A 19,885-nucleotide genomic window follows, 5' to 3' on the forward strand; every position below is an offset into this window, starting at 1 on the left:
CCGTTCCCACTCATTGACGTGATGATCTACACTTCTGAAGATGTGCGCCTGCCGCCTGCAAGCAACGCGAACGATGTAGAAGTATCATTGCGCAATAATTCTTCATCTAAATACCTGTAATTCGCGTTTTTGCACACAACGTTAACGATTGTGGGCATTGGCGCGTATAATGCGCGGCGTTTACGTTAACGGTATGCCTGTTTAAGGAGATAAAGATGACGGCAATTGCCCCGGTCATAACCATTGATGGCCCAAGCGGTGCAGGAAAGGGCACCTTGTGCAAGGCAATGGCGGAAGCATTGCAATGGCATCTGCTGGACTCTGGTGCTATTTACCGCGTGTTAGCGCTTGCGGCGCTGCATCACCATGTTGATGTGGCCTCCGAAGACGCGCTGGTTCCGCTGGCTACCCATCTTGATGTTCGCTTTATCTCAACCAACGGAAATCTGGAAGTGATTCTCGAAGGTGAAGATGTCAGCGGTGAAATTCGTACTCAGGACGTGGCGAATGCCGCTTCACAGGTTGCCGCTTTCCCGCGCGTGCGTGAAGCACTGCTGCGCCGTCAACGCGCCTTCCGTGAACTGCCTGGCCTGATCGCTGACGGGCGTGACATGGGAACCGTTGTCTTCCCTGATGCGCCAGTGAAAATTTTCCTCGACGCCTCCTCGGAAGAACGGGCTCAACGCCGCATGCTTCAGTTGCAGGAAAAGGGGTTTAGTGTTAACTTTGATCGCCTTTTGTCCGAGATAAAAGAGCGCGATGACCGCGATCGTAACCGCGCCGTCGCCCCACTTGTTCCTGCAGAAGATGCATTAGTTCTGGATTCAACCAGTTTAACTATTGAGCAAGTGATTGAAAAAGCGCTACAATATGCGCGCCAAAAACTGGCACTCGCGTAATTGCGACCGATTTAGCAGTACCCCCGCTGCAATGGATTGACGGCGGGTATGTGAAACAACCCCATCCGGCACGGAGCCAGGTGGACGTTATATTAACCTGAAGATTAAACATGACTGAATCTTTTGCTCAACTATTTGAAGAATCCTTAAAAACAATCGAAACCCGTCCGGGTTCCATCGTTCGTGGTGTTGTTGTTGCTATCGACAAAGACGTAGTACTGGTTGACGCCGGTCTGAAATCTGAGTCCGCCATTCCGGCAGAGCAGTTCAAAAACGCCCAGGGCGAGCTGGAAATCCAGGTTGGTGACGAAGTTGACGTTGCTCTGGATGCAGTAGAAGACGGCTTCGGCGAAACCCTGCTTTCCCGTGAAAAAGCTAAACGTCACGAAGCTTGGATCACGCTGGAAAAAGCTTACGAAGAAGCTGAAACTGTGGTCGGTGTTATCAACGGCAAAGTTAAAGGTGGCTTCACTGTTGAGCTGAATGGTATTCGTGCGTTCCTGCCAGGTTCTCTGGTAGACGTTCGTCCAGTCCGTGACACCCTGCACCTCGAAGGCAAAGAGCTTGAGTTCAAAGTAATCAAGCTGGACCAGAAGCGTAACAACGTTGTTGTATCCCGTCGTGCCGTTATCGAATCCGAAAACAGCGCAGAACGCGATCAGCTGCTGGAAAACCTGCAGGAAGGCATGGAAGTCAAAGGTATCGTTAAGAACCTCACTGACTACGGCGCATTCGTTGACCTGGGCGGCGTTGATGGCCTGCTGCACATCACCGACATGGCTTGGAAACGCGTTAAGCACCCAAGCGAAATCGTGAACGTGGGCGACGAAATCACTGTTAAAGTGCTGAAGTTCGACCGCGAGCGTACTCGTGTATCCCTCGGCCTGAAACAGCTGGGCGAAGATCCATGGGTAGCTATCGCTAAGCGTTACCCAGAAGGTACTAAACTGACTGGTCGCGTTACCAACCTGACTGACTACGGCTGCTTCGTTGAAATCGAAGAAGGCGTTGAAGGCCTGGTGCACGTTTCCGAAATGGACTGGACCAACAAAAACATCCACCCATCCAAAGTTGTTAACGTTGGTGATGTAGTGGAAGTTATGGTTCTGGATATCGACGAAGAACGTCGTCGTATCTCCCTGGGCCTGAAACAGTGCAAAAACAACCCATGGCAGCAGTTCGCGGAAACCCACAACAAGGGTGACCGTGTTGAAGGTAAAATCAAGTCTATCACTGACTTCGGTATCTTCATCGGCCTGGACGGCGGCATCGATGGCCTGGTTCACCTGTCTGACATCTCCTGGAACGTTGCAGGCGAAGAAGCAGTTCGTGAATACAAAAAAGGCGACGAAATCGCTGCAGTTGTTCTGCAGGTTGACGCAGAGCGTGAACGTATCTCCCTGGGCGTTAAACAGCTCGCAGAAGATCCGTTCAACAACTGGGTTGCACTGAACAAGAAAGGCGCAATCGTAAACGGTAAAGTCACTGCAGTTGACGCTAAAGGCGCAACCGTAGAACTGGCTGACGGCGTTGAAGGTTACCTGCGCGCTTCTGAAGCTTCACGTGACCGCGTTGAAGATGCCACTCTGGTTCTGAACGTTGGTGACGACGTTGAAGCTAAGTTCACCGGTGTTGACCGTAAGAACCGTGCAATCAGCCTGTCTGTTCGTGCTAAAGACGAAGCTGATGAGAAAGATGCAATCGCCACTGTTAACAAACAGGAAGATGCAAACTTCTCTAACAACGCAATGGCTGAAGCTTTCAAAGCAGCTAAAGGCGAGTAATATCAGGTTGTCCGCATCATTTTGAGCTGTAACGCATTTACAGCGAGAAGGATGAGGAGCAAACTTGACAGATTAGAGGATTCGTCCTGTAATCAATAACAAAGGGCGGCTACGGCCGCCCTTGTTTAATGAGCTGTTCAGCTAATTGGTTTGAAAGGAACCGGAGGAATCATGACCAAGTCAGAATTGATTGAAAGACTTGCCAGTCAGCAACCGCATATCCCTGCGAAAGCAGTGGAGGATGCCGTAAAAGAGATGCTGGAGCATATGGCCTCCACTCTTGCCCAGGGCGAGCGCATTGAAATCCGCGGTTTCGGTAGTTTTTCTCTGCACTATCGTGCTCCACGTACCGGGCGTAACCCGAAAACTGGCGATAAAGTCGAACTGGAAGGTAAGTACGTTCCACACTTTAAGCCGGGTAAAGAACTGCGCGATCGCGCCAACATTTACGGCAACTGAGTTTAGCCATCAGCGCTAAACTGGGTTCGAAAGAAAGCACCTGCGGGTGCTTTTTTTGTGCCTGTCGCTTTTATTCTGAAGATGCCGCGCAATTTTCCTTTTATTTTCTGCAAACGGATAAAAATGCTTCAGCGCCCGCTGTAAACCGCGTTTCTTCTGGCTGACGACTCACCCTGCATGCTTCCATACTGTCACCCTCAAACAGGGAGGTAGTAATGGGCATTCCCGCGATAAGTCTTTGCGCCATTCTGGCGATCATGCCGTTACTCTGGTTACCCGTCCTGCCTGAACGTCATACCGTGTGGGTAATGATAGCCGGTGGGATAGCGCTGGCCGCCCAGCGACACAACGTCCTGAAGTATATGGGGATCATGGTGTTATTTTGTGTCTGGGGTCTTCTTGCTGCGCAGGAAAGCGTCTGGCCGATGCAACATTTAACGACGGGAGCAGTGCAGGCAGAGATAGAAATCACGGCCACTGATGGTGCAACAATGCATCAGGGCAACATTCTGCGTATCGATGGTCAGCGCTGGTGGGCATCCACGGGCGTGACGCTGTATGGCAATTACCTGCCGCAAAAGGTATGTGCCGGTCAGCGCTGGGCTATGACGCTCAGGCTCCGGCCTGTGCATGGCGAGCTAAACGACGGGGGATATGATCCCCAGCGAAGCGCCTTTGCCCGACACCAGACGCTCAGCGGACGTTTTACGCAGGCGAAAATCGTCGATGAAAACTGCAGCTTGCGTGCTCAGTACCTGATGTCACTGCAACACCGGCTTTCTGCTTTTCACTGGGGCGCGGTTATGCTTGGGCTGGGGATGGGAGAACGTCTGGAGGTGCCCCGGGAAATTAAAGATCTGATGCGCGACACCGGCACGCTGCACCTGATGGCAATTTCGGGTCTGCATATTGCGCTGGCCGCATCCATCGTCTGGTTACTTGCGCGTGGGCTTCAGTTCTTGATGCCGGGCCACTGGATCCACTGGCAGATTCCTCTCCTGGCCGGGTTGCTCTTTGCCGCTTTCTACGCCTGGCTTACTGGGCTGCAACCGCCCGCATTGCGAACGGTTATCGCACTTGCCGTGCTGGCGGCATTGCGCATTGGCGCCCGTCAGTGGTCTCCCTGGCAGGTGTGGTGTTGCTGTATCGCGGCAATCCTGATAAGCGATCCCTTAGCCGTGCTTTCTCAAAGTCTGGCCCTTTCAGCTTTTGCCGTCGCCGCGCTGATTTTCTGGTTTCAGTGGCTGCCTCTTCCTCGCGGGCACCGGGTTCGCTGGTTACAGCCTTTGCTGAATCTGCTCTATCTGCAAACCGGCATGTTGCTTCTGCTCATGCCATTACAGGTGCTGATTTTTCATGGGTTCAGCCTCTCTTCCCTGGTGGCTAATCTCTTTGCCGTCCCCCTGGTCACTTTTATCTGCGTACCGCTGATCCTGTCCGGAATGTTGCTTCATCTGTTGCCGCTGACGGCGCTGGAAAGTGCCCTCTGGTTTGCAGCCGATAAATCCCTTGGGGGGTTGTTCTGGATGCTGATGCGCCTGCCGGATGGCTGGCAGAATGTAGATGAACGGTGGCAATACCTGACGTTATTGCCCTGGCTTGCCATTACCGGCTGGCGCTTTCATGCCTGGAAATCTGTTCCTGCAGTTTGTCTGGTAGGGAGTGTCTTACTGGCATTTCCGCTCTGGCGAACGGTGAGAAGTGAGGGCTGGACACTGCATATGCTGGATGTGGGGCAGGGGCTGGCAATGGTCGTTGAACGCCACGGTAAAGCCCTTCTTTATGATACCGGGCTCGCCTGGCCGGGTGGTGATAGCGCCCGGCAGTTAATCATTCCGTGGCTACGCTGGCACCATTTGCAACCAGAAGGCGTCATCCTCAGTCATGAGCATCTCGACCATGCGGGCGGCCTGGCGACGCTGCAAAAAACATGGCCCACGTTATGGATAAGAAGCCCGTTAGGCCGGGCGGAACATCGGCCTTGTTTTCGCGGGCAGAGATGGATGTGGGAGGGGTTAACCTTCACCGTCCACTGGCCACCTGAGGGCTATTCCGAAAGGGGGAACAATCGCTCCTGCGTGGTAAAAATCGACGATGGTGAGCAGAGTGCGTTGCTTACGGGGGATATTGAAGCGCAAGCGGAACAGACTATGCTTAGCCATTACTGGCGTCATCTGACGTCCACTGTGATACAGGTACCCCATCATGGCAGCAATACGTCTTCATCATTGCCACTGGTGCAGCGGGTAGAGGGGAGGATCGCGCTCGATTCTGCGGCCCGCTATAACGCATGGCATTTTCCGTCGGCAAAAGTTATCAGACGTTATCGAAAAGAGGGCTATATCTGGCACGATACCCCCCATTCTGGACAAATATCGGTGACATTCTCGCAACATCGATGGCAAATACAGCGCGTACGTGATGAATATTTACCGCGTTGGTATCATCAGTGGTTTGGCGCGCCCGTAGATAACGGGTAGAATATGCGGCTATTTCAACAGATGCTGGTTTTTTGAATGCATAACGACAAAGATCTCTCCACGTGGCAAACCTTCCGCCGACTCTGGCCGATGATTGCACCTTTTAAAGCAGGCTTGATCGTGGCGGGTGTAGCGTTAGTTCTCAACGCAGCCAGCGATACGTTTATGTTATCGCTTCTCAAACCGTTACTGGATGACGGTTTTGGTAAAACAGATCGCTCAGTGCTGATATGGATGCCACTGGTGGTTATTGGACTGATGATCTTACGCGGTATCACCAGCTACATTTCGAGCTACTGTATCTCCTGGGTTTCCGGGAAAGTCGTTATGACCATGCGCCGTCGGCTGTTTGGCCACATGATGGGCATGCCAGTAGCGTTTTTTGATAAGCAGTCTACCGGTACCTTGCTCTCACGTATTACCTACGACTCCGAGCAGGTGGCATCATCGTCGTCCAACGCGCTGATTACCGTGGTGCGTGAGGGTGCATCGATTATCGGTCTGTTCATCATGATGTTTTATTACAGCTGGCAGCTGTCACTGATCCTTATCGTGCTGGCACCGGTTGTCTCTATTGCTATTCGCGTCGTTTCAAAGCGTTTTCGCAACATCAGTAAGAATATGCAGAACACGATGGGCCAAGTTACGACCAGCGCTGAGCAGATGCTGAAAGGGCATAAAGAGGTGTTGATTTTCGGCGGGCAGGAAGTCGAAACCAAACGCTTTGATAAAGTCAGCAACAAAATGCGTCTGCAGGGGATGAAAATGGTTTCGGCCTCTTCAATTTCTGACCCTATCATCCAGTTGATCGCTTCTCTGGCGCTGGCCTTTGTTCTGTATGCGGCCAGCTTCCCGAGCGTGATGGAGACGCTGACGGCAGGTACCATCACCGTGGTCTTCTCATCGATGATTGCCCTGATGCGTCCGCTGAAATCACTGACGAACGTCAACGCTCAGTTCCAGCGCGGGATGGCTGCCTGCCAGACCCTGTTCAGCATTCTGGATACCGAACAGGAGAAAGATGAAGGTAAACGCGAGATTGAACGCGCCCACGGCGATGTTGAATTCCGCAATGTGACTTTCACCTATCCTGGCCGCGAAACGCCGGCTTTGCGTAATATCAACCTGTCCATTCCCGCGGGTAAAACCGTTGCGCTGGTAGGCCGCTCTGGCTCAGGTAAATCCACCATCGCCAGCCTGATCACCCGTTTCTATGATATCGACGAGGGTGAAATCCTGCTGGATGGCCATGACCTGCGGGAGTATACCCTGCAGTCGCTGCGTAACCAGGTGGCGCTGGTCTCCCAGAATGTGCATCTCTTCAACGATACGGTGGCAAATAACATTGCCTATGCGCGTACAGAAGAGTACAGCCGTGCGGAGATTGAAAAGGCCGCTCGTATGGCCTATGCGATGGACTTTATCAACAAGATGGATAACGGTCTGGATACCATTATCGGTGAGAACGGTGTACTGCTCTCCGGTGGCCAGCGCCAGCGTATCGCCATTGCTCGTGCGCTGTTGCGTGATAGCCCGATTCTGATTCTGGATGAAGCAACCTCTGCGCTGGATACGGAATCTGAACGTGCCATTCAGTCTGCGCTGGATGAGCTGCAAAAGAACCGTACGTCGCTGGTGATTGCGCACCGTCTGTCGACTATCGAGCAGGCTGACGAAATCGTTGTTGTTGAAGATGGCGTGATTGTCGAACGCGGAAGCCACTCTGATTTGCTGGCGCACCGCGGCGTTTACGCCCAACTGCATAAGATGCAATTCGGCGAATGATTGCACGCATCTGGTCCGGTGAATCACCGCTGTGGCTGCTGCTTCTGCCGCTTTCCTGGCTTTATGGCCTGGTGAGCGGCGCCATTCGTCTGCTTTACCGTCTGGGGTTGAAGCAAGCATGGCGCGCGCCGGTGCCGGTTGTCGTGGTGGGTAACCTGACGGCTGGCGGCAACGGTAAAACACCGGTGGTGATCTGGCTGGTGGAGCAACTGCAAAAACGCGGTATACGCCCAGGCGTGGTATCGCGTGGGTATGGCGGAAAAGCGGCGCAGTATCCCCTGTTGCTGACGGCGGAAACTACGACCGCTGAAGCGGGTGATGAGCCAGTATTGATATACCAGCGTACAGGTGCACCTGTTGCGGTTTCCCCGGTACGCAGTGATGCCGTTCAGGCACTTCTTGCCGAACACACGGTAGACATTATTATTACTGACGATGGTCTGCAGCATTACGCGCTGGCGCGTGATAAAGAGATTGTGGTCATTGACGGGGTTCGCCGGTTCGGTAACGGCTGGTGGCTACCCGCCGGGCCAATGCGCGAACGCGCTTCGCGTCTCAGGTCCGTTGATGCGGTGATTGTTAACGGTGGAGAGGCCAAACCGGGTGAGATCCCTATGCATCTCAGGCCGGGAATGGCGGTGAATCTGTTGACCGGAGAGCGCCGTGCTGTCTCGTTGTTACCCGCGCTGGTGGCCATGGCGGGTATCGGTCATCCTCCGCGTTTCTTCGCGACGCTGGAACAGTGTGGTGCCCGGCTTGAAAAACGCGTTCCGCTGGCCGATCATCAGGCGCTGGTGCCAGATCAGGTTGCGGCCCTGACTGCGCCGGGGCAGACGCTAATCATGACTGAAAAAGATGCGGTGAAATGCCGTGCCTTTGCGAAGGATAACTGGTGGTATCTGCCGGTTGACGCTGAACTCAGCGGTGAGCAACCGGAACAATTGCTCAAGGAACTGATTGCGTTAGTGCAGTAATGGCTTACGCGGTTCTGGTGGCGCTTTGACTGACAGGAAAACGCATGTCTTTACCGCAACTCTCGCTTTCAGCCGCACGTCATTTGCACCTTGCCGCACAGGGGCTGCTCAAAAAGCCCCGCCGCCGCGCGCAGCCCGCCGATATTCTCTCTACCGTTCAGCGCATGTCGCTCCTTCAAATTGACACCATTAATATCGTGGCCCGTAGCCCTTACCTTGTGCTGTTTAGTCGGCTGGGGAATTATCCGCCTCAGTGGCTGGATGACGCGCTCAGTAAGGGGGACTTAATGGAGTACTGGGCGCACGAGGCCTGTTTCCTGCCGCGCAGCGATTTTGCCCTGGTTCGCCATCGCATGCTGGCCCCCGAAAAGATGGGCTGGAAATACCGCCAGGAATGGATGCAGGAGCACGCGACTGAAATTGTACAGCTTATCGAGCATATTCAGCAAAACGGTCCTGTACGTTCCGCCGATTTTGAGCATCCGAGAAAAGGGACCAGCGGCTGGTGGGAGTGGAAGCCGCACAAACGCCACCTTGAAGGACTGTTTACGTCCGGCAAAGTCATGGTGATTGAACGGCGTAATTTTCAGCGCGTGTATGACCTGACGCACCGCGTGATGCCCCACTGGGACGATGAGCGTGACTTACTCACCCAGGAGGCAGCGGAAGCTATCATGCTGGAGAACAGCGCCCGCAGTCTGGGCATTTTCCGGCAGCAGTGGCTGGCGGATTACTATCGCCTTCGCCAGCCGGCCCTGAAACCGCTGCTGGAAATGTGGCAGCGTGAACATCGTGTTATCCCCGTCACGGTAGAAACCCTCGGGGACATGTGGCTGCATTCGGATCTCCTCCCGCTCTTACCCCAGGCTCTGGACAGTAAGCTTCAGGCAACCCACAGCGCGGTGTTATCGCCTTTCGATCCGGTCGTGTGGGACAGAAAACGGGCCGAACAGCTGTTTAATTTCAGCTATCGGCTTGAGTGTTACACCCCCGCGCCAAAGCGTCAGTACGGCTACTTTGTGTTGCCTCTGCTGCACAAAGGGCAACTGGTCGGTCGAATGGACGCCAAAATGCACCGCAAAACCGGCACGCTGGAGATTATCGCGCTCTATCTTGAAGAGGGGATCAAGACCACCGCGGCGCTGGAAAAAGGATTAACCTCCGCCATTAGCGAATTCGCATGCTGGCAGGGGGCCCACGACGTGGCGCTGGGTCGGGTGCCTGACGGGTTGTTTAGCACCTGTCGACGTGGCTGGGAAACAGACACTCCCTGAAAAAGGAATGTGTTAAGCTTTAGCGATTACCCATACGGAGGAACTATGGATCACCGTTTACTTGAAATTATTGCCTGCCCGGTGTGCAACGGCAAACTTTATTACAGCCAGGACAAACAAGAGCTGATTTGCAAGCTGGACAGTCTGGCATTCCCGCTGCGCGACGGTATTCCGGTATTGCTGGAAAACGAAGCCCGCTCCCTGGTGGCAGAAGAGAGCAAACCATGAGTTTTGTTGTCATTATTCCTGCGCGTTATGCATCAACCCGTCTGCCGGGTAAACCGCTGGTGGATATCAACGGCAAACCGATGATTGTGCATGTCCTTGAACGTGCGCGTGAGTCCGGTGCTGAGCGCGTTATCGTGGCAACCGATCATCCGGACGTTGCCCGTGCGGTTGAGGCGGCTGGCGGAGAAGTGTGCATGACCCGCGCCGATCACCAGTCCGGCACAGAGCGGCTGGCAGAAGTGGTTGAGAAATGCGGTTTTAGTGATGATACGGTCATCGTTAACGTACAGGGCGACGAGCCGATGATCCCGGCGGTCATTATTCGCCAGGTGGCGGAAAACCTGGCGCAGCGCCAGGTCGGTATGGCTACGCTCGCGGTACCTGTGCTCCACGCTGAAGAGGCGTTTAATCCGAACGCGGTGAAAGTGGTGATGGATGCCGAGGGCTATGCGCTCTACTTCTCTCGCGCCACTATTCCCTGGGATCGTGATCGTTTTGCGGTTTCAAAAGAGACCATTGGTGATTCATTCCTGCGTCATCTGGGGATCTACGGCTACCGCGCTGGCTTTATTCGTCGTTATGTCACCTGGGCACCCAGCCCGCTGGAGCATATCGAAATGCTGGAGCAGCTCCGCGTGCTCTGGTACGGGGAAAAAATCCACGTTGCCGTTGCGCAGGAAGTGCCAGGTACGGGTGTTGACACCCCGGAAGATCTTGAGCGCGTCCGCGCCGAATTGCGTTAATAGCGCCCGCATCCCTCCTTACGGGGGGATGTTCTCTCCCGGTTATTTTCCCTTTCTTTTCCATAATTGATCTCTGTCGGGTGACATCTTCTGTCCGCGCGCTCATTATAAAAGCAGTAGTCTTAATGGGGGTAATCTCATATGGAACAGCTGCGTGCTGAACTGAGCCATCTGCTGGGTGAGAAGTTAAGCAGGGTTGAGTGTGTGAACGAAAAAGCAGATACCGCACTCTGGTCGTTATATGACAGCCAGGGAAACCCAATGCCGCTGATGGCCCGAAGTTTTACCTCGCCGGGCGTTGCCAGGCAGCTGGCCTGGAAAATGTCGATGCTTGCGCGACAAGGGACCGTCCGCATGCCGACGGTGTATGGCGTGATGACGCATGAAGAACACCCCGGCCCTGATGTCCTGCTGATTGAGCGGTTACGTGGCGTGCCTGTGGAAGCGCCTGCTCGTTCACCGGAACGCTGGGAACAGCTGAAAGATCAGATTGTCGAGGCGCTGCTGGGCTGGCACAGACAAGACAGCGGTGGGCTCGTCGGGCCGGTAGACAGCACCCAGGAAAACCTGTGGCCACTGTGGTACCGCCAGCGGGTCGAAGTGTTGTGGGGCACCCTTAACCAGTTTAATAACACCGGTTTGACCATGCAGGACAAACGTATTTTGTTCCGCACCCGGGAGTGTTTGCCCGCGCTGTTTGACGGCTTTAACGACAACTGCGTGCTGGTTCACGGCAATTTTACCCTGCGCAGTATGCTGAAAGACCCTCGCAGCGACCAGCTTCTGGCAATGGTAGGGCCGGGGATCATGCTCTGGGCACCACGCGAGTACGAGTTGTTCAGGCTCAGCGACAGCGGGGCCGCAGAGGGGTTACTCTGGCATTATCTCCAGCGGGCGCCGGTTGCAGAAGCGTTTCTCTGGCGCCGCTGGCTCTATCTGCTCTGGGATGAAGTGGCGCAACTGGTCAATACTGGCCGTTTTAATCGCGCCAACTTCGATCTCGCCACGAAATCACTCCTGCCCTGGCTCGCCTGACGCCCCTTTTAGCCATTGCCAGAGGCGTCCAAGCGTTTCGTAACCGACACGATCGCTGTGCATCAGCCATACCGGGGACGGGATCGCCCGTTCCCACGGGTTAAGCGGCGCGTCGATGGCCATCTGGTTAGCCGGCGCGGGGAGGGGATGCAGGCCAACTCTTTCGAAGAAAATCATCGCCCGCGGCAGGTGCGAGGCGGACGTAACCAGCAGGAACGGGGCATCGCCAATCGCCTGCTTCACGGCGGCAGCTTCTTCTTCAGTGTCTTTTGGGCTGTCCAGCGTGATGATAGCGGAACGCGGTACACCCAGCGATTCAGCCACTCTGGCTCCGGCTTCGGCCGTGCTGACCGGGTTTGTTTTTGCCGCCGCACCGGTAAAGATCATTTTCGATCCCGGATTCGCCAGCCACAGGCGAATGCCTTCGTTCAGTCGAGGCAGGCTGTTGTTAATCAGGTTTGAACTGGGCGCCCAGTTCGGATCCCAGGTGTAACCCCCACCCAGCACCACGATATACTTTACCTCCTGATGACCCTGCCATGTCGGGTACCTGTTTTCGACAGGACGTAACAGGCTATCCGCAACCGGCTGTAGGCTCAGCAGCAGCATGACCAGCCAGCCGACGGTAATAAGCGTTTTGCCACTTTTCTGAAAGCGACTAAACCACACCAGCGCCAGCCCCAGCGCAATGATGATAAGCAGCAGTGGAAGGGGAAGCATCATCCCCCCAATGTATTTCTTCAGGGTAAAAAGCATCCTTTTTGGTTCCTTTTTTAACCATATAGCAGGTGATTACTCGTGATATTACACCAGAGAGGTTCATTCTCCGCGCGGGTGTGACAAAATAGCGGTTTTGCAGTTAGCGAGTGGAACTCTCCCAATGCGGGATCGCAATTTTGATGACATCGCGGAAAAGTTTTCGCGCAACATTTATGGCACCACGAAAGGGCAGTTGCGTCAGACGATCCTCTGGCAGGATCTGGACAACATCCTGGCCTCGTTTGAGGGGCAAACGTTGCGCGTGCTGGACGCTGGCGGCGGTGAAGGGCAGACGGCTATCAAAATGGCCCAGCGCGGTCATCACGTAACGCTTTGCGATCTTTCTGCTGAGATGATCGCGCGTGCGACGCGTGCCGCAGAAGAGAAAGGTGTGAGCGACAACATGCATTTTATACAATGCGCCGCTCAGGACATCGCACAGCATTTGGAAACCCAGGTTGATCTGATATTGTTTCATGCAGTGCTGGAGTGGGTTGCCGATCCGCAAAGCGTGTTACGCACCCTGTGGTCGATGTTGCGCCCGGGCGGTACGCTGTCACTGATGTTCTACAATGCTAACGGCTTCCTGATGCACAACATGGTTGCGGGTAACTTCGACTATGTTCAGGTCGGGATGCCAAAAAAGAAAAAACGCACGCTTTCCCCGGATTATCCGCGCGATCCACAGCAGGTGTATGGCTGGCTGGAAGAGATTGGCTGGCAGATAACCGGGAAAACGGGCGTCAGGGTGTTTCATGATTATCTGCGTGAAAAACACAAACAGCGTGACTGTTTTGACACCTTAACAGAATTAGAAACGCGGTATTGCCGTCAGGAACCTTTTGTCAGTCTTGGCCGCTATATTCACGTCACCGCGCACAAGCCGCAGATGCAAGGATAACCTATGAGTGAATTTTCCCAGACAGTCCCCGAACTGGTTGCCTGGGCCAGGAAAAACGATTTCTCCATCTCGCTGCCGGTAGACAGACTCTCTTTCCTGCTGGCGGTTGCCACGCTGAACGGCGAACGGCTGGATGGCGAAATGAGCGAGGGTGAACTGGTGGATGCGTTCCGCCATGTCAGTGATGCGTTTGAGCAAACCAGCGAAACCATTAGCGTGCGTGCCAACAACGCAATCAACGATATGGTGCGTCAACGTCTGCTGAACCGCTTTACCAGCGAGCAGGCGGAAGGAAACGCCATCTATCGTCTGACGCCACTGGGTATCGGCATCACCGATTACTACATCCGCCAGCGTGAATTTTCCACGCTGCGTCTTTCCATGCAGCTCTCGATTGTGGCGGGTGAACTTAAGCGCGCCGCCGATGCAGCGGATGAAAACGGTGACGAATTCCACTGGCACCGTAACGTCTATGCGCCGCTGAAATATTCGGTGGCAGAGATTTTCGACAGCATCGATCTGACCCAGCGTCTGATGGATGAACAGCAGCAACAGGTAAAAGACGATATCGCACAGTTGCTGAATAAAGACTGGCGTGCGGCCATCTCCAGCTGTGAAATGTTGCTGTCGGAAACCTCGGGTACGCTGCGTGAACTGCAGGATACGCTGGAAGCGGCAGGGGATAAGCTTCAGGCGAACCTGCTGCGCATCCAGGATGCGACCATGGCCCATGACGATCTGCATTTTATTGACCGTCTGGTGTTCGATCTGCAGAGCAAACTCGATCGTATTATCAGCTGGGGTCAGCAGTCGATTGACCTGTGGATCGGTTATGACCGTCACGTGCATAAATTTATCCGTACCGCGATCGATATGGATAAAAACCGCGTCTTTGCTCAGCGTCTGCGCCAGTCGGTACAGACCTATTTCGATGCGCCATGGGCGCTGACTTACGCCAGCGCCGATCGTCTGCTGGATATGCGCGACGAAGAGATGGCTCTGCGCGATGAAGAAGTGACCGGTGAACTGCCACCGGATCTGGAATATGAAGAGTTCAACGAAATTCGTGAGCAACTTGCGGCGATGATCGAAGAACAGCTCGCTGTCTACAAAACCAGACAAGTGCCGCTGGATCTTGGGCTCGTGGTGCGCGACTATCTGGCGCAATATCCTCGCGCGCGCCACTTCGACATCGCCCGCATCGTGGTAGACCAGGCCGTGCGTCTGGGCGTCGCACAAGCAGATTTCACCGGGCTGCCGCCGAAGTGGCAGCCGATTAACGATTACGGAGCCAAGGTACAGGCGCATGTCATTGACAAATATTGAACAAGTGATGCCAGTTAAGCTGGCACAGGCGCTGGCGAATCCGTTGTTTCCGGCGCTGGACAGCCAACTGCGTGCCGGTCGTCACATTGGCTTAGACGAGCTGGACAATCACGCCTTTTTGATGGACTTCCAGGAGTACCTGGAAGAGTTTTACGCCCGCTATAACGTGGAGCTTATCCGCGCACCGGAAGGGTTTTTCTACCTGCGTCCACGTTCCACAACCCTGATTCCGCGTTCCGTGCTCTCTGAGCTGGATATGATGGTCGGCAAAATTCTTTGCTACCTCTATCTCAGCCCGGAGCGTCTGGCAAATGAAGGCATCTTCACCCAGCAGGAGCTTTACGACGAGCTGCTGGCGCTGGCGGATGAGAGCAAGCTGCTTAAGCTGGTGAACAACCGCTCCACCGGCTCGGATCTTGACCGCCAGAAATTGCAGGAAAAAGTTCGCTCTTCCCTTAACCGTCTGCGTCGTCTGGGCATGGTCTGGTTTATGGGCCATGACAGCAGCAAATTCCGCATCACGGAATCTGTCTTCCGCTTCGGCGCCGATGTGCGTGCGGGCGACGATGCGCGTGAAGCGCAGCTTCGCATGATCCGCGACGGTGAAGCGATGCCGGTGGAAAACCATTTGCAGCTCGATGATGAGCATGAAGAGAATCTGCCGGATAGCGGGGAGGAAGAGTAATGATTGAACGCGGTAAATTTCGCTCACTAACGCTGATTAACTGGAACGGCTTCTTTGCCCGGACGTTCGATCTGGATGAGCTGGTTACGACGCTCTCCGGTGGTAACGGTGCGGGTAAATCCACCACCATGGCGGCGTTTGTTACGGCACTGATCCCCGATCTGACGCTGCTCCATTTCCGTAACACCACCGAAGCGGGGGCGACCAGCGGCTCTCGCGATAAAGGCCTGCACGGCAAACTCAAAGCAGGCGTCTGTTATTCGGTACTGGACGTCATTAACTCCCGACATCAGCGTGTGGTGGTGGGGGTACGTCTGCAGCAGGTCGCAGGCCGTGACCGTAAAGTGGACATTAAACCGTTTGCCATCCAGGGTCTGCCAACCTCCATGCAGCCCACAGCGCTGCTGACGGAAACCCTGAATGAGCGTCAGGCGCGCGTGCTGACGCTGCAGGAGCTGAAAGATAAGCTCGAAACCATCGAAGGCGTGCAGTTCAAGCAGTTCAACTCCATTACGGATTACCACTCCCTGATGTTCGATCTGGGCGTTGTGGCGCGCCGTCTGCGCAGTGCGTCTGACCGTAGCAAATACTACCGTTTGATCGAAGCATCGTTGTACGGTGGTATCTCCAGCGCCATTACCCGCTCCCTGCGCGACTACCTGTTACCGGAAAACAGCGGCGTGCGTAAGGCCTTCCAGGATATGGAAGCCGCGCTGCGTGAAAACCGCATGACGCTCGAAGCCATTCGCGTGACGCAGTCTGACCGTGACCTGTTTAAGCACCTGATTAGCGAGGCCACCAACTACGTGGCGGCGGACTATATGCGTCACGCCAATGAACGTCGTGTCCATCTCGATCAGGCGTTAGAGTACCGCCGCGAGCTGTTTACCTCCCGTAAACAGCTGGTGGCTGAGCAGTATAAGCACGTCGAAATGGCGCGTGAACTGGGCGAGCACAACGGTGCCGAAGGCGATCTGGAAGCCGATTACCAGGCGGCCAGCGATCACCTGAACCTGGTGCAGACCGCCCTGCGTCAGCAGGAGAAGATCGAGCGCTACGAAGCGGATCTCGATGAGCTGCAAATTCGTCTCGAAGAGCAAAATGAAGTGGTGGCGGAAGCTGCCGACATGCAGGAAGAGAACGAAGCACGTGCCGAGGCCGCCGAGCTGGAAGTGGATGAGCTGAAAAATCAGCTGGCCGATTACCAGCAGGCGCTGGACGTGCAGCAGACGCGTGCAATTCAGTATACCCAGGCACTTCAGGCGTTACAGCGTGCAAAAGAGCTGTGTCATCTGCCTGACCTCACCCCGGAAAGCGCTGACCAGTGGCTGGATACCTTCCAGGCCAAAGAGCAGGAAGCGACCGAGAAACTGCTCTCGCTTGAACAGAAGATGAGCGTCGCGCAAACGGCGCACAGTCAGTTTGAGCAAGCGTACCAGCTGGTTGTGGCAATTAACGGACCGCTTGCGCGTAACGAAGCGTGGGAAGTTGCCCGTGAACTGCTGCGCGACGGTGTGAACCAGCGCCATCTGGCCGAGCAGGTTCAGCCGCTGCGTATGCGCCTGAACGAACTGGAACAGCGTCTTCGCGAACAGCAGGAAGCCGAGCGTATGCTGGCGGAGTTCTGTAAGCGCCAGGGCAAAAATTACGATTTCGACGATCTTGAAGCTCTGCATCAGGAGCTCGAAGCGCGTATTGCTGCGCTTTCCGATTCCGTATCCAACGCCAGTGAACAGCGCATGACGCTGCGCCAGGAGATGGAACAGCTGCAGTCCCGTTCTAAGGTGCTGCTGCAGCGTGCACCAGTCTGGCTGGCTGCCCAAAGCAGCCTGAATCAGCTCAGTGAACAGTGCGGCGAACAGTTTGAGTCCAGCCAGGATGTGACCGAATATCTGCAACAGCTGCTGGAGCGCGAGCGCGAGGCGATTGTTGAGCGCGATGAAGTCGGCGCCCGTAAACGTGAGATCGATGAAGAGATTGAGCGTTTAAGCCAGCCTGGTGGTTCGGAAGACTCACGTCTGAACGCCCTGGCTGAACGTTTTGGCGGCGTGCTGTTGTCCGAAATCTATGACGATGTCGGTCTGGACGATGCGCCGTACTTCTCAGCCCTGTATGGCCCATCACGTAACGCGATTGTGGTCCCGGATCTGTCGCTGATTGCTGACCAGCTGGCAGGGCTGGAAGATTGCCCGGAAGACCTCTATTTAATCGAAGGGGATCCGCAGTCGTTCGATGACAGCGTATTCAGCGTCGATGAGCTGGAAAAAGCGGTTGTCGTCAAAATCGCCGATCGTCAGTGGCGTTATTCTCGCTTCCCTGAGCTTCCGCTGTTTGGTCGCGCAGCGCGTGAAAACCGGATTGAAAGTCTGCACGCCGAGCGTGAGACGCTGTCTGAACGTTTTGCGACCCTGTCGTTTGACGTGCAGAAAACCCAGCGTCTTCATCAGGCGTTCAGCCGCTTTATCGGCAGCCATCTGGGCGTGGCGTTTGAAGCTGACCCGGAAGCCGAAATTCGCAAGCTCAACACCCGTCGTGGCGAGCTTGAGCGTGCGATCTCAAACCATGAAAATGACAACCAGCAAAGCCGCGTTCAGTTCGAACAGGCGAAAGAGGGCGTTGCGGCCCTTAACCGCATCCTGCCTCGCCTGAATCTGCTGGCAGATGACACGCTGGCTGACCGCGTGGATGAGATTCAGGAACGTCTGGATGAAGCTCAGGAAGCGGCACGTTTTGTTCAGCAGTACGGTAATCAGCTGGCGAAGCTCGAACCAATGGTCTCCGTGTTGCAGAGCGATCCGGAGCAGTTCGAGCAGTTAAAAGAAGATTACGCCTGGTCGCAGCATGTGCAGCGCGAAGCGCGCCAGCAGGCGTTTGCCCTGACGGAAGTGGTGCAGCGCCGGGCCCACTTCGGCTACTCCGATTCCGCGGAGATGCTGAGCGGTAACAGCGATCTCAATGAGAAGCTGCGTCAGCGCCTTGAACAGGCTGAAGCGGAACGTACTCGCGCCCGTGACGCGATGCGTAGCCACTCGGCACAGCTGAACCAGTACAATCAGGTCCTGGCCTCGCTGAAAAGCTCCTTCGACACCAAGAAAGAGCTGTTAAACGATCTTCAGAAAGAGTTACAGGACATTGGCGTCCGTGCTGACAGCGGAGCAGAAGAGCGGGCGCGTATCCGTCGCGATGAACTGCATGCGCAGCTCAGTAATAACCGCGCACGTCGTAATCAGCTGGAAAAAGCGCTGACCTTCTGTGAAGCGGAAATGGATAACCTGACTCGTCGCCTGCGCAAGCTGGAGCGTGATTATCACGAAATGCGTGAGCAGGTCGTGACCGCGAAGGCGGGCTGGTGCGCCGTCATGCGGATGGTGAAAGACAATAACGTTGAACGCCGTCTGCATCGTCGCGAGCTGGCCTATCTCTCTGCGGATGAACTGCGCTCTATGTCGGATAAGGCGCTGGGTGCCTTGCGTCTGGCGGTGGCGGATAACGAACACCTGCGCGATGTGCTGCGTATGTCCGAAGATCCGAAACGCCCTGAGCGTAAGATCCAGTTCTTCGTAGCCGTTTATCAGCACCTGCGTGAGCGTATTCGTCAGGACATCATTCGTACCGACGATCCGGTCGAAGCCATTGAGCAGATGGAAATCGAACTGGGCCGCCTGACGGAAGAGCTGACCTCCCGCGAGCAGAAACTGGCTATCAGTTCCCGCAGCGTGGCGAATATCATCCGTAAAACCATCCAGCGCGAGCAGAACCGAATTCGCCAGCTGAACCAGGGCTTGCAGAGCGTATCGTTTGGTCAGGTAAACAGCGTGCGTCTGAACGTGAACGTGCGTGAAGCGCACTCGACGCTGCTGGAAGTGTTGTCTGAACAGCACGAACAGCATCAGGATCTGTTCAACAGCAACCGTCTAACCTTCTCCGAAGCGCTGGCGAAACTGTATCAGCGCCTTAATCCGCAGATTGACATGGGGCAACGCACGCCGCAAACCATTGGTGAAGAGCTCCTGGATTACCGTAACTACCTGGAAATGGAAGTGGAGGTTAACCGTGGTTCAGACGGCTGGCTCCGTGCGGAGTCCGGTGCACTCTCTACCGGTGAAGCTATCGGTACCGGGATGTCGATTCTGGTGATGGTGGTCCAGAGCTGGGAAGATGAGGCGCGTCGTCTGCGCGGCAAAGATATCTCCCCATGTCGACTGCTGTTCCTGGATGAAGCTGCGCGTCTTGACGCCCGCTCAATTGCCACGCTGTTTGAACTCTGTGAGCGTCTTGATATGCAGCTCATTATCGCAGCGCCGGAGAACATCAGTCCTGAGAAAGGCACCACGTATAAACTGGTGCGTAAGGTATTCCAGAATACCGAACACGTTCACGTGGTCGGGTTACGCGGTTTTGCCCCACAGCCGCCAGAATCCTTACCGGAAACAACGGCAGACGCGTCCTGAGGCGTTTTCTAACCGTGAGCGGCGCACCAGCGCCGCTTTTTTTTCGCTTAACTTGTGTTTAAGGCTGCGTTATCTTTAAACTTCTTTACATAAGGTAAGGCA

15 protein-coding genes are annotated in these 19,885 nt (G+C 55.0%); 14 read left to right on the forward strand and 1 reads right to left on the reverse strand.

What is annotated here, in order from left to right; genetic code table 11:
- Positions 1 to 215 precede the first annotated feature (215 nt).
- The 10 genes from cmk (at position 216) to HV242_RS07475 (ending at position 11,661) form a co-directional block, all read left to right on the forward strand.
- On the forward strand, positions 216 to 899 hold the full coding sequence (cmk, locus tag HV242_RS07430; RefSeq protein ID WP_014169386.1) for a (d)CMP kinase: 684 nt from the start codon (positions 216 to 218) through the stop codon (positions 897 to 899).
- Between the two features lie 110 nt (positions 900 to 1,009).
- Positions 1,010 to 2,683, forward strand: coding sequence for a 30S ribosomal protein S1 (rpsA, locus tag HV242_RS07435; RefSeq protein ID WP_014169387.1), 1,674 nt, complete (start codon positions 1,010 to 1,012; stop codon positions 2,681 to 2,683).
- 171 nt (positions 2,684 to 2,854) lie between these two features.
- Positions 2,855 to 3,142 carry an integration host factor subunit beta gene (gene ihfB, locus HV242_RS07440; protein ID WP_008499965.1) on the forward strand — a complete coding sequence of 96 codons (288 nt, stop codon included), beginning with the start codon at positions 2,855 to 2,857 and terminating at the stop codon, positions 3,140 to 3,142.
- A 215-nt stretch (positions 3,143 to 3,357) separates the two neighbouring features.
- On the forward strand, positions 3,358 to 5,622 hold the full coding sequence (locus tag HV242_RS07445) for a ComEC family protein (RefSeq protein ID WP_050736576.1): 2,265 nt from the start codon (positions 3,358 to 3,360) through the stop codon (positions 5,620 to 5,622).
- A 36-nt stretch (positions 5,623 to 5,658) separates the two neighbouring features.
- Positions 5,659 to 7,407 (forward strand): lipid A ABC transporter ATP-binding protein/permease MsbA, encoded by a 1,749-nt coding sequence (msbA, locus tag HV242_RS07450; protein ID WP_020884816.1) that lies wholly within the window; start codon positions 5,659 to 5,661, stop codon positions 7,405 to 7,407.
- Complete coding sequence (gene lpxK / locus HV242_RS07455; protein ID WP_025204549.1) at positions 7,404 to 8,381, forward strand: tetraacyldisaccharide 4'-kinase; 978 nt, start codon at positions 7,404 to 7,406, stop codon at positions 8,379 to 8,381. The genes msbA and lpxK overlap by 4 nt, the downstream gene beginning before the upstream one ends.
- Positions 8,382 to 8,425: 44 nt before the next feature.
- On the forward strand, positions 8,426 to 9,655 hold the full coding sequence (locus HV242_RS07460; RefSeq protein ID WP_050736577.1) for a winged helix-turn-helix domain-containing protein: 1,230 nt from the start codon (positions 8,426 to 8,428) through the stop codon (positions 9,653 to 9,655).
- A 45-nt stretch (positions 9,656 to 9,700) separates the two neighbouring features.
- Positions 9,701 to 9,883: a protein YcaR gene (gene ycaR / locus HV242_RS07465; protein ID WP_006174474.1), complete on the forward strand. Its 183-nt coding sequence runs from the start codon at positions 9,701 to 9,703 to the stop codon at positions 9,881 to 9,883.
- On the forward strand, positions 9,880 to 10,626 hold the full coding sequence (gene kdsB, locus HV242_RS07470; protein WP_014169394.1) for a 3-deoxy-manno-octulosonate cytidylyltransferase: 747 nt from the start codon (positions 9,880 to 9,882) through the stop codon (positions 10,624 to 10,626). Before ycaR ends, kdsB begins: the two co-directional genes overlap by 4 nt.
- A gap of 141 nt (positions 10,627 to 10,767) precedes the next feature.
- Complete coding sequence (locus tag HV242_RS07475) at positions 10,768 to 11,661, forward strand: YcbJ family phosphotransferase (protein WP_014169395.1); 894 nt, start codon at positions 10,768 to 10,770, stop codon at positions 11,659 to 11,661.
- Here HV242_RS07475 and elyC read toward each other — a convergent pair.
- Positions 11,638 to 12,417 (reverse strand): envelope biogenesis factor ElyC, encoded by a 780-nt coding sequence (gene elyC / locus HV242_RS07480; protein ID WP_050736578.1) that lies wholly within the window; start codon positions 12,415 to 12,417, stop codon positions 11,638 to 11,640. The genes HV242_RS07475 and elyC overlap by 24 nt on opposite strands.
- Positions 12,418 to 12,541: 124 nt before the next feature.
- On the opposite strand from elyC, the gene cmoM reads away from it, so the two are divergent.
- From cmoM to mukB, 4 genes are read left to right on the forward strand one after another with little or no spacing between them, the layout of a single operon-like run.
- Complete coding sequence (gene cmoM / locus HV242_RS07485) at positions 12,542 to 13,321, forward strand: tRNA uridine 5-oxyacetic acid(34) methyltransferase CmoM (protein ID WP_032677804.1); 780 nt, start codon at positions 12,542 to 12,544, stop codon at positions 13,319 to 13,321.
- 3 nt (positions 13,322 to 13,324) lie between these two features.
- A complete protein-coding gene (mukF, locus tag HV242_RS07490; protein ID WP_014169399.1) occupies positions 13,325 to 14,647 on the forward strand; it encodes a chromosome partition protein MukF in 1,323 nt (440 codons plus the stop codon).
- Positions 14,628 to 15,332 carry a chromosome partition protein MukE gene (gene mukE / locus HV242_RS07495; protein ID WP_014169400.1) on the forward strand — a complete coding sequence of 235 codons (705 nt, stop codon included), beginning with the start codon at positions 14,628 to 14,630 and terminating at the stop codon, positions 15,330 to 15,332. Before mukF ends, mukE begins: the two co-directional genes overlap by 20 nt.
- Complete coding sequence (gene mukB, locus HV242_RS07500) at positions 15,332 to 19,783, forward strand: chromosome partition protein MukB (RefSeq protein ID WP_044866552.1); 4,452 nt, start codon at positions 15,332 to 15,334, stop codon at positions 19,781 to 19,783. The genes mukE and mukB overlap by 1 nt, the downstream gene beginning before the upstream one ends.
- Positions 19,784 to 19,885 lie beyond the last annotated feature (102 nt).

It is taken from the genome of Enterobacter sp. RHBSTW-00593, from assembly GCF_013784105.1.
GTDB lineage: Bacteria > Pseudomonadota > Gammaproteobacteria > Enterobacterales > Enterobacteriaceae > Enterobacter > Enterobacter ludwigii.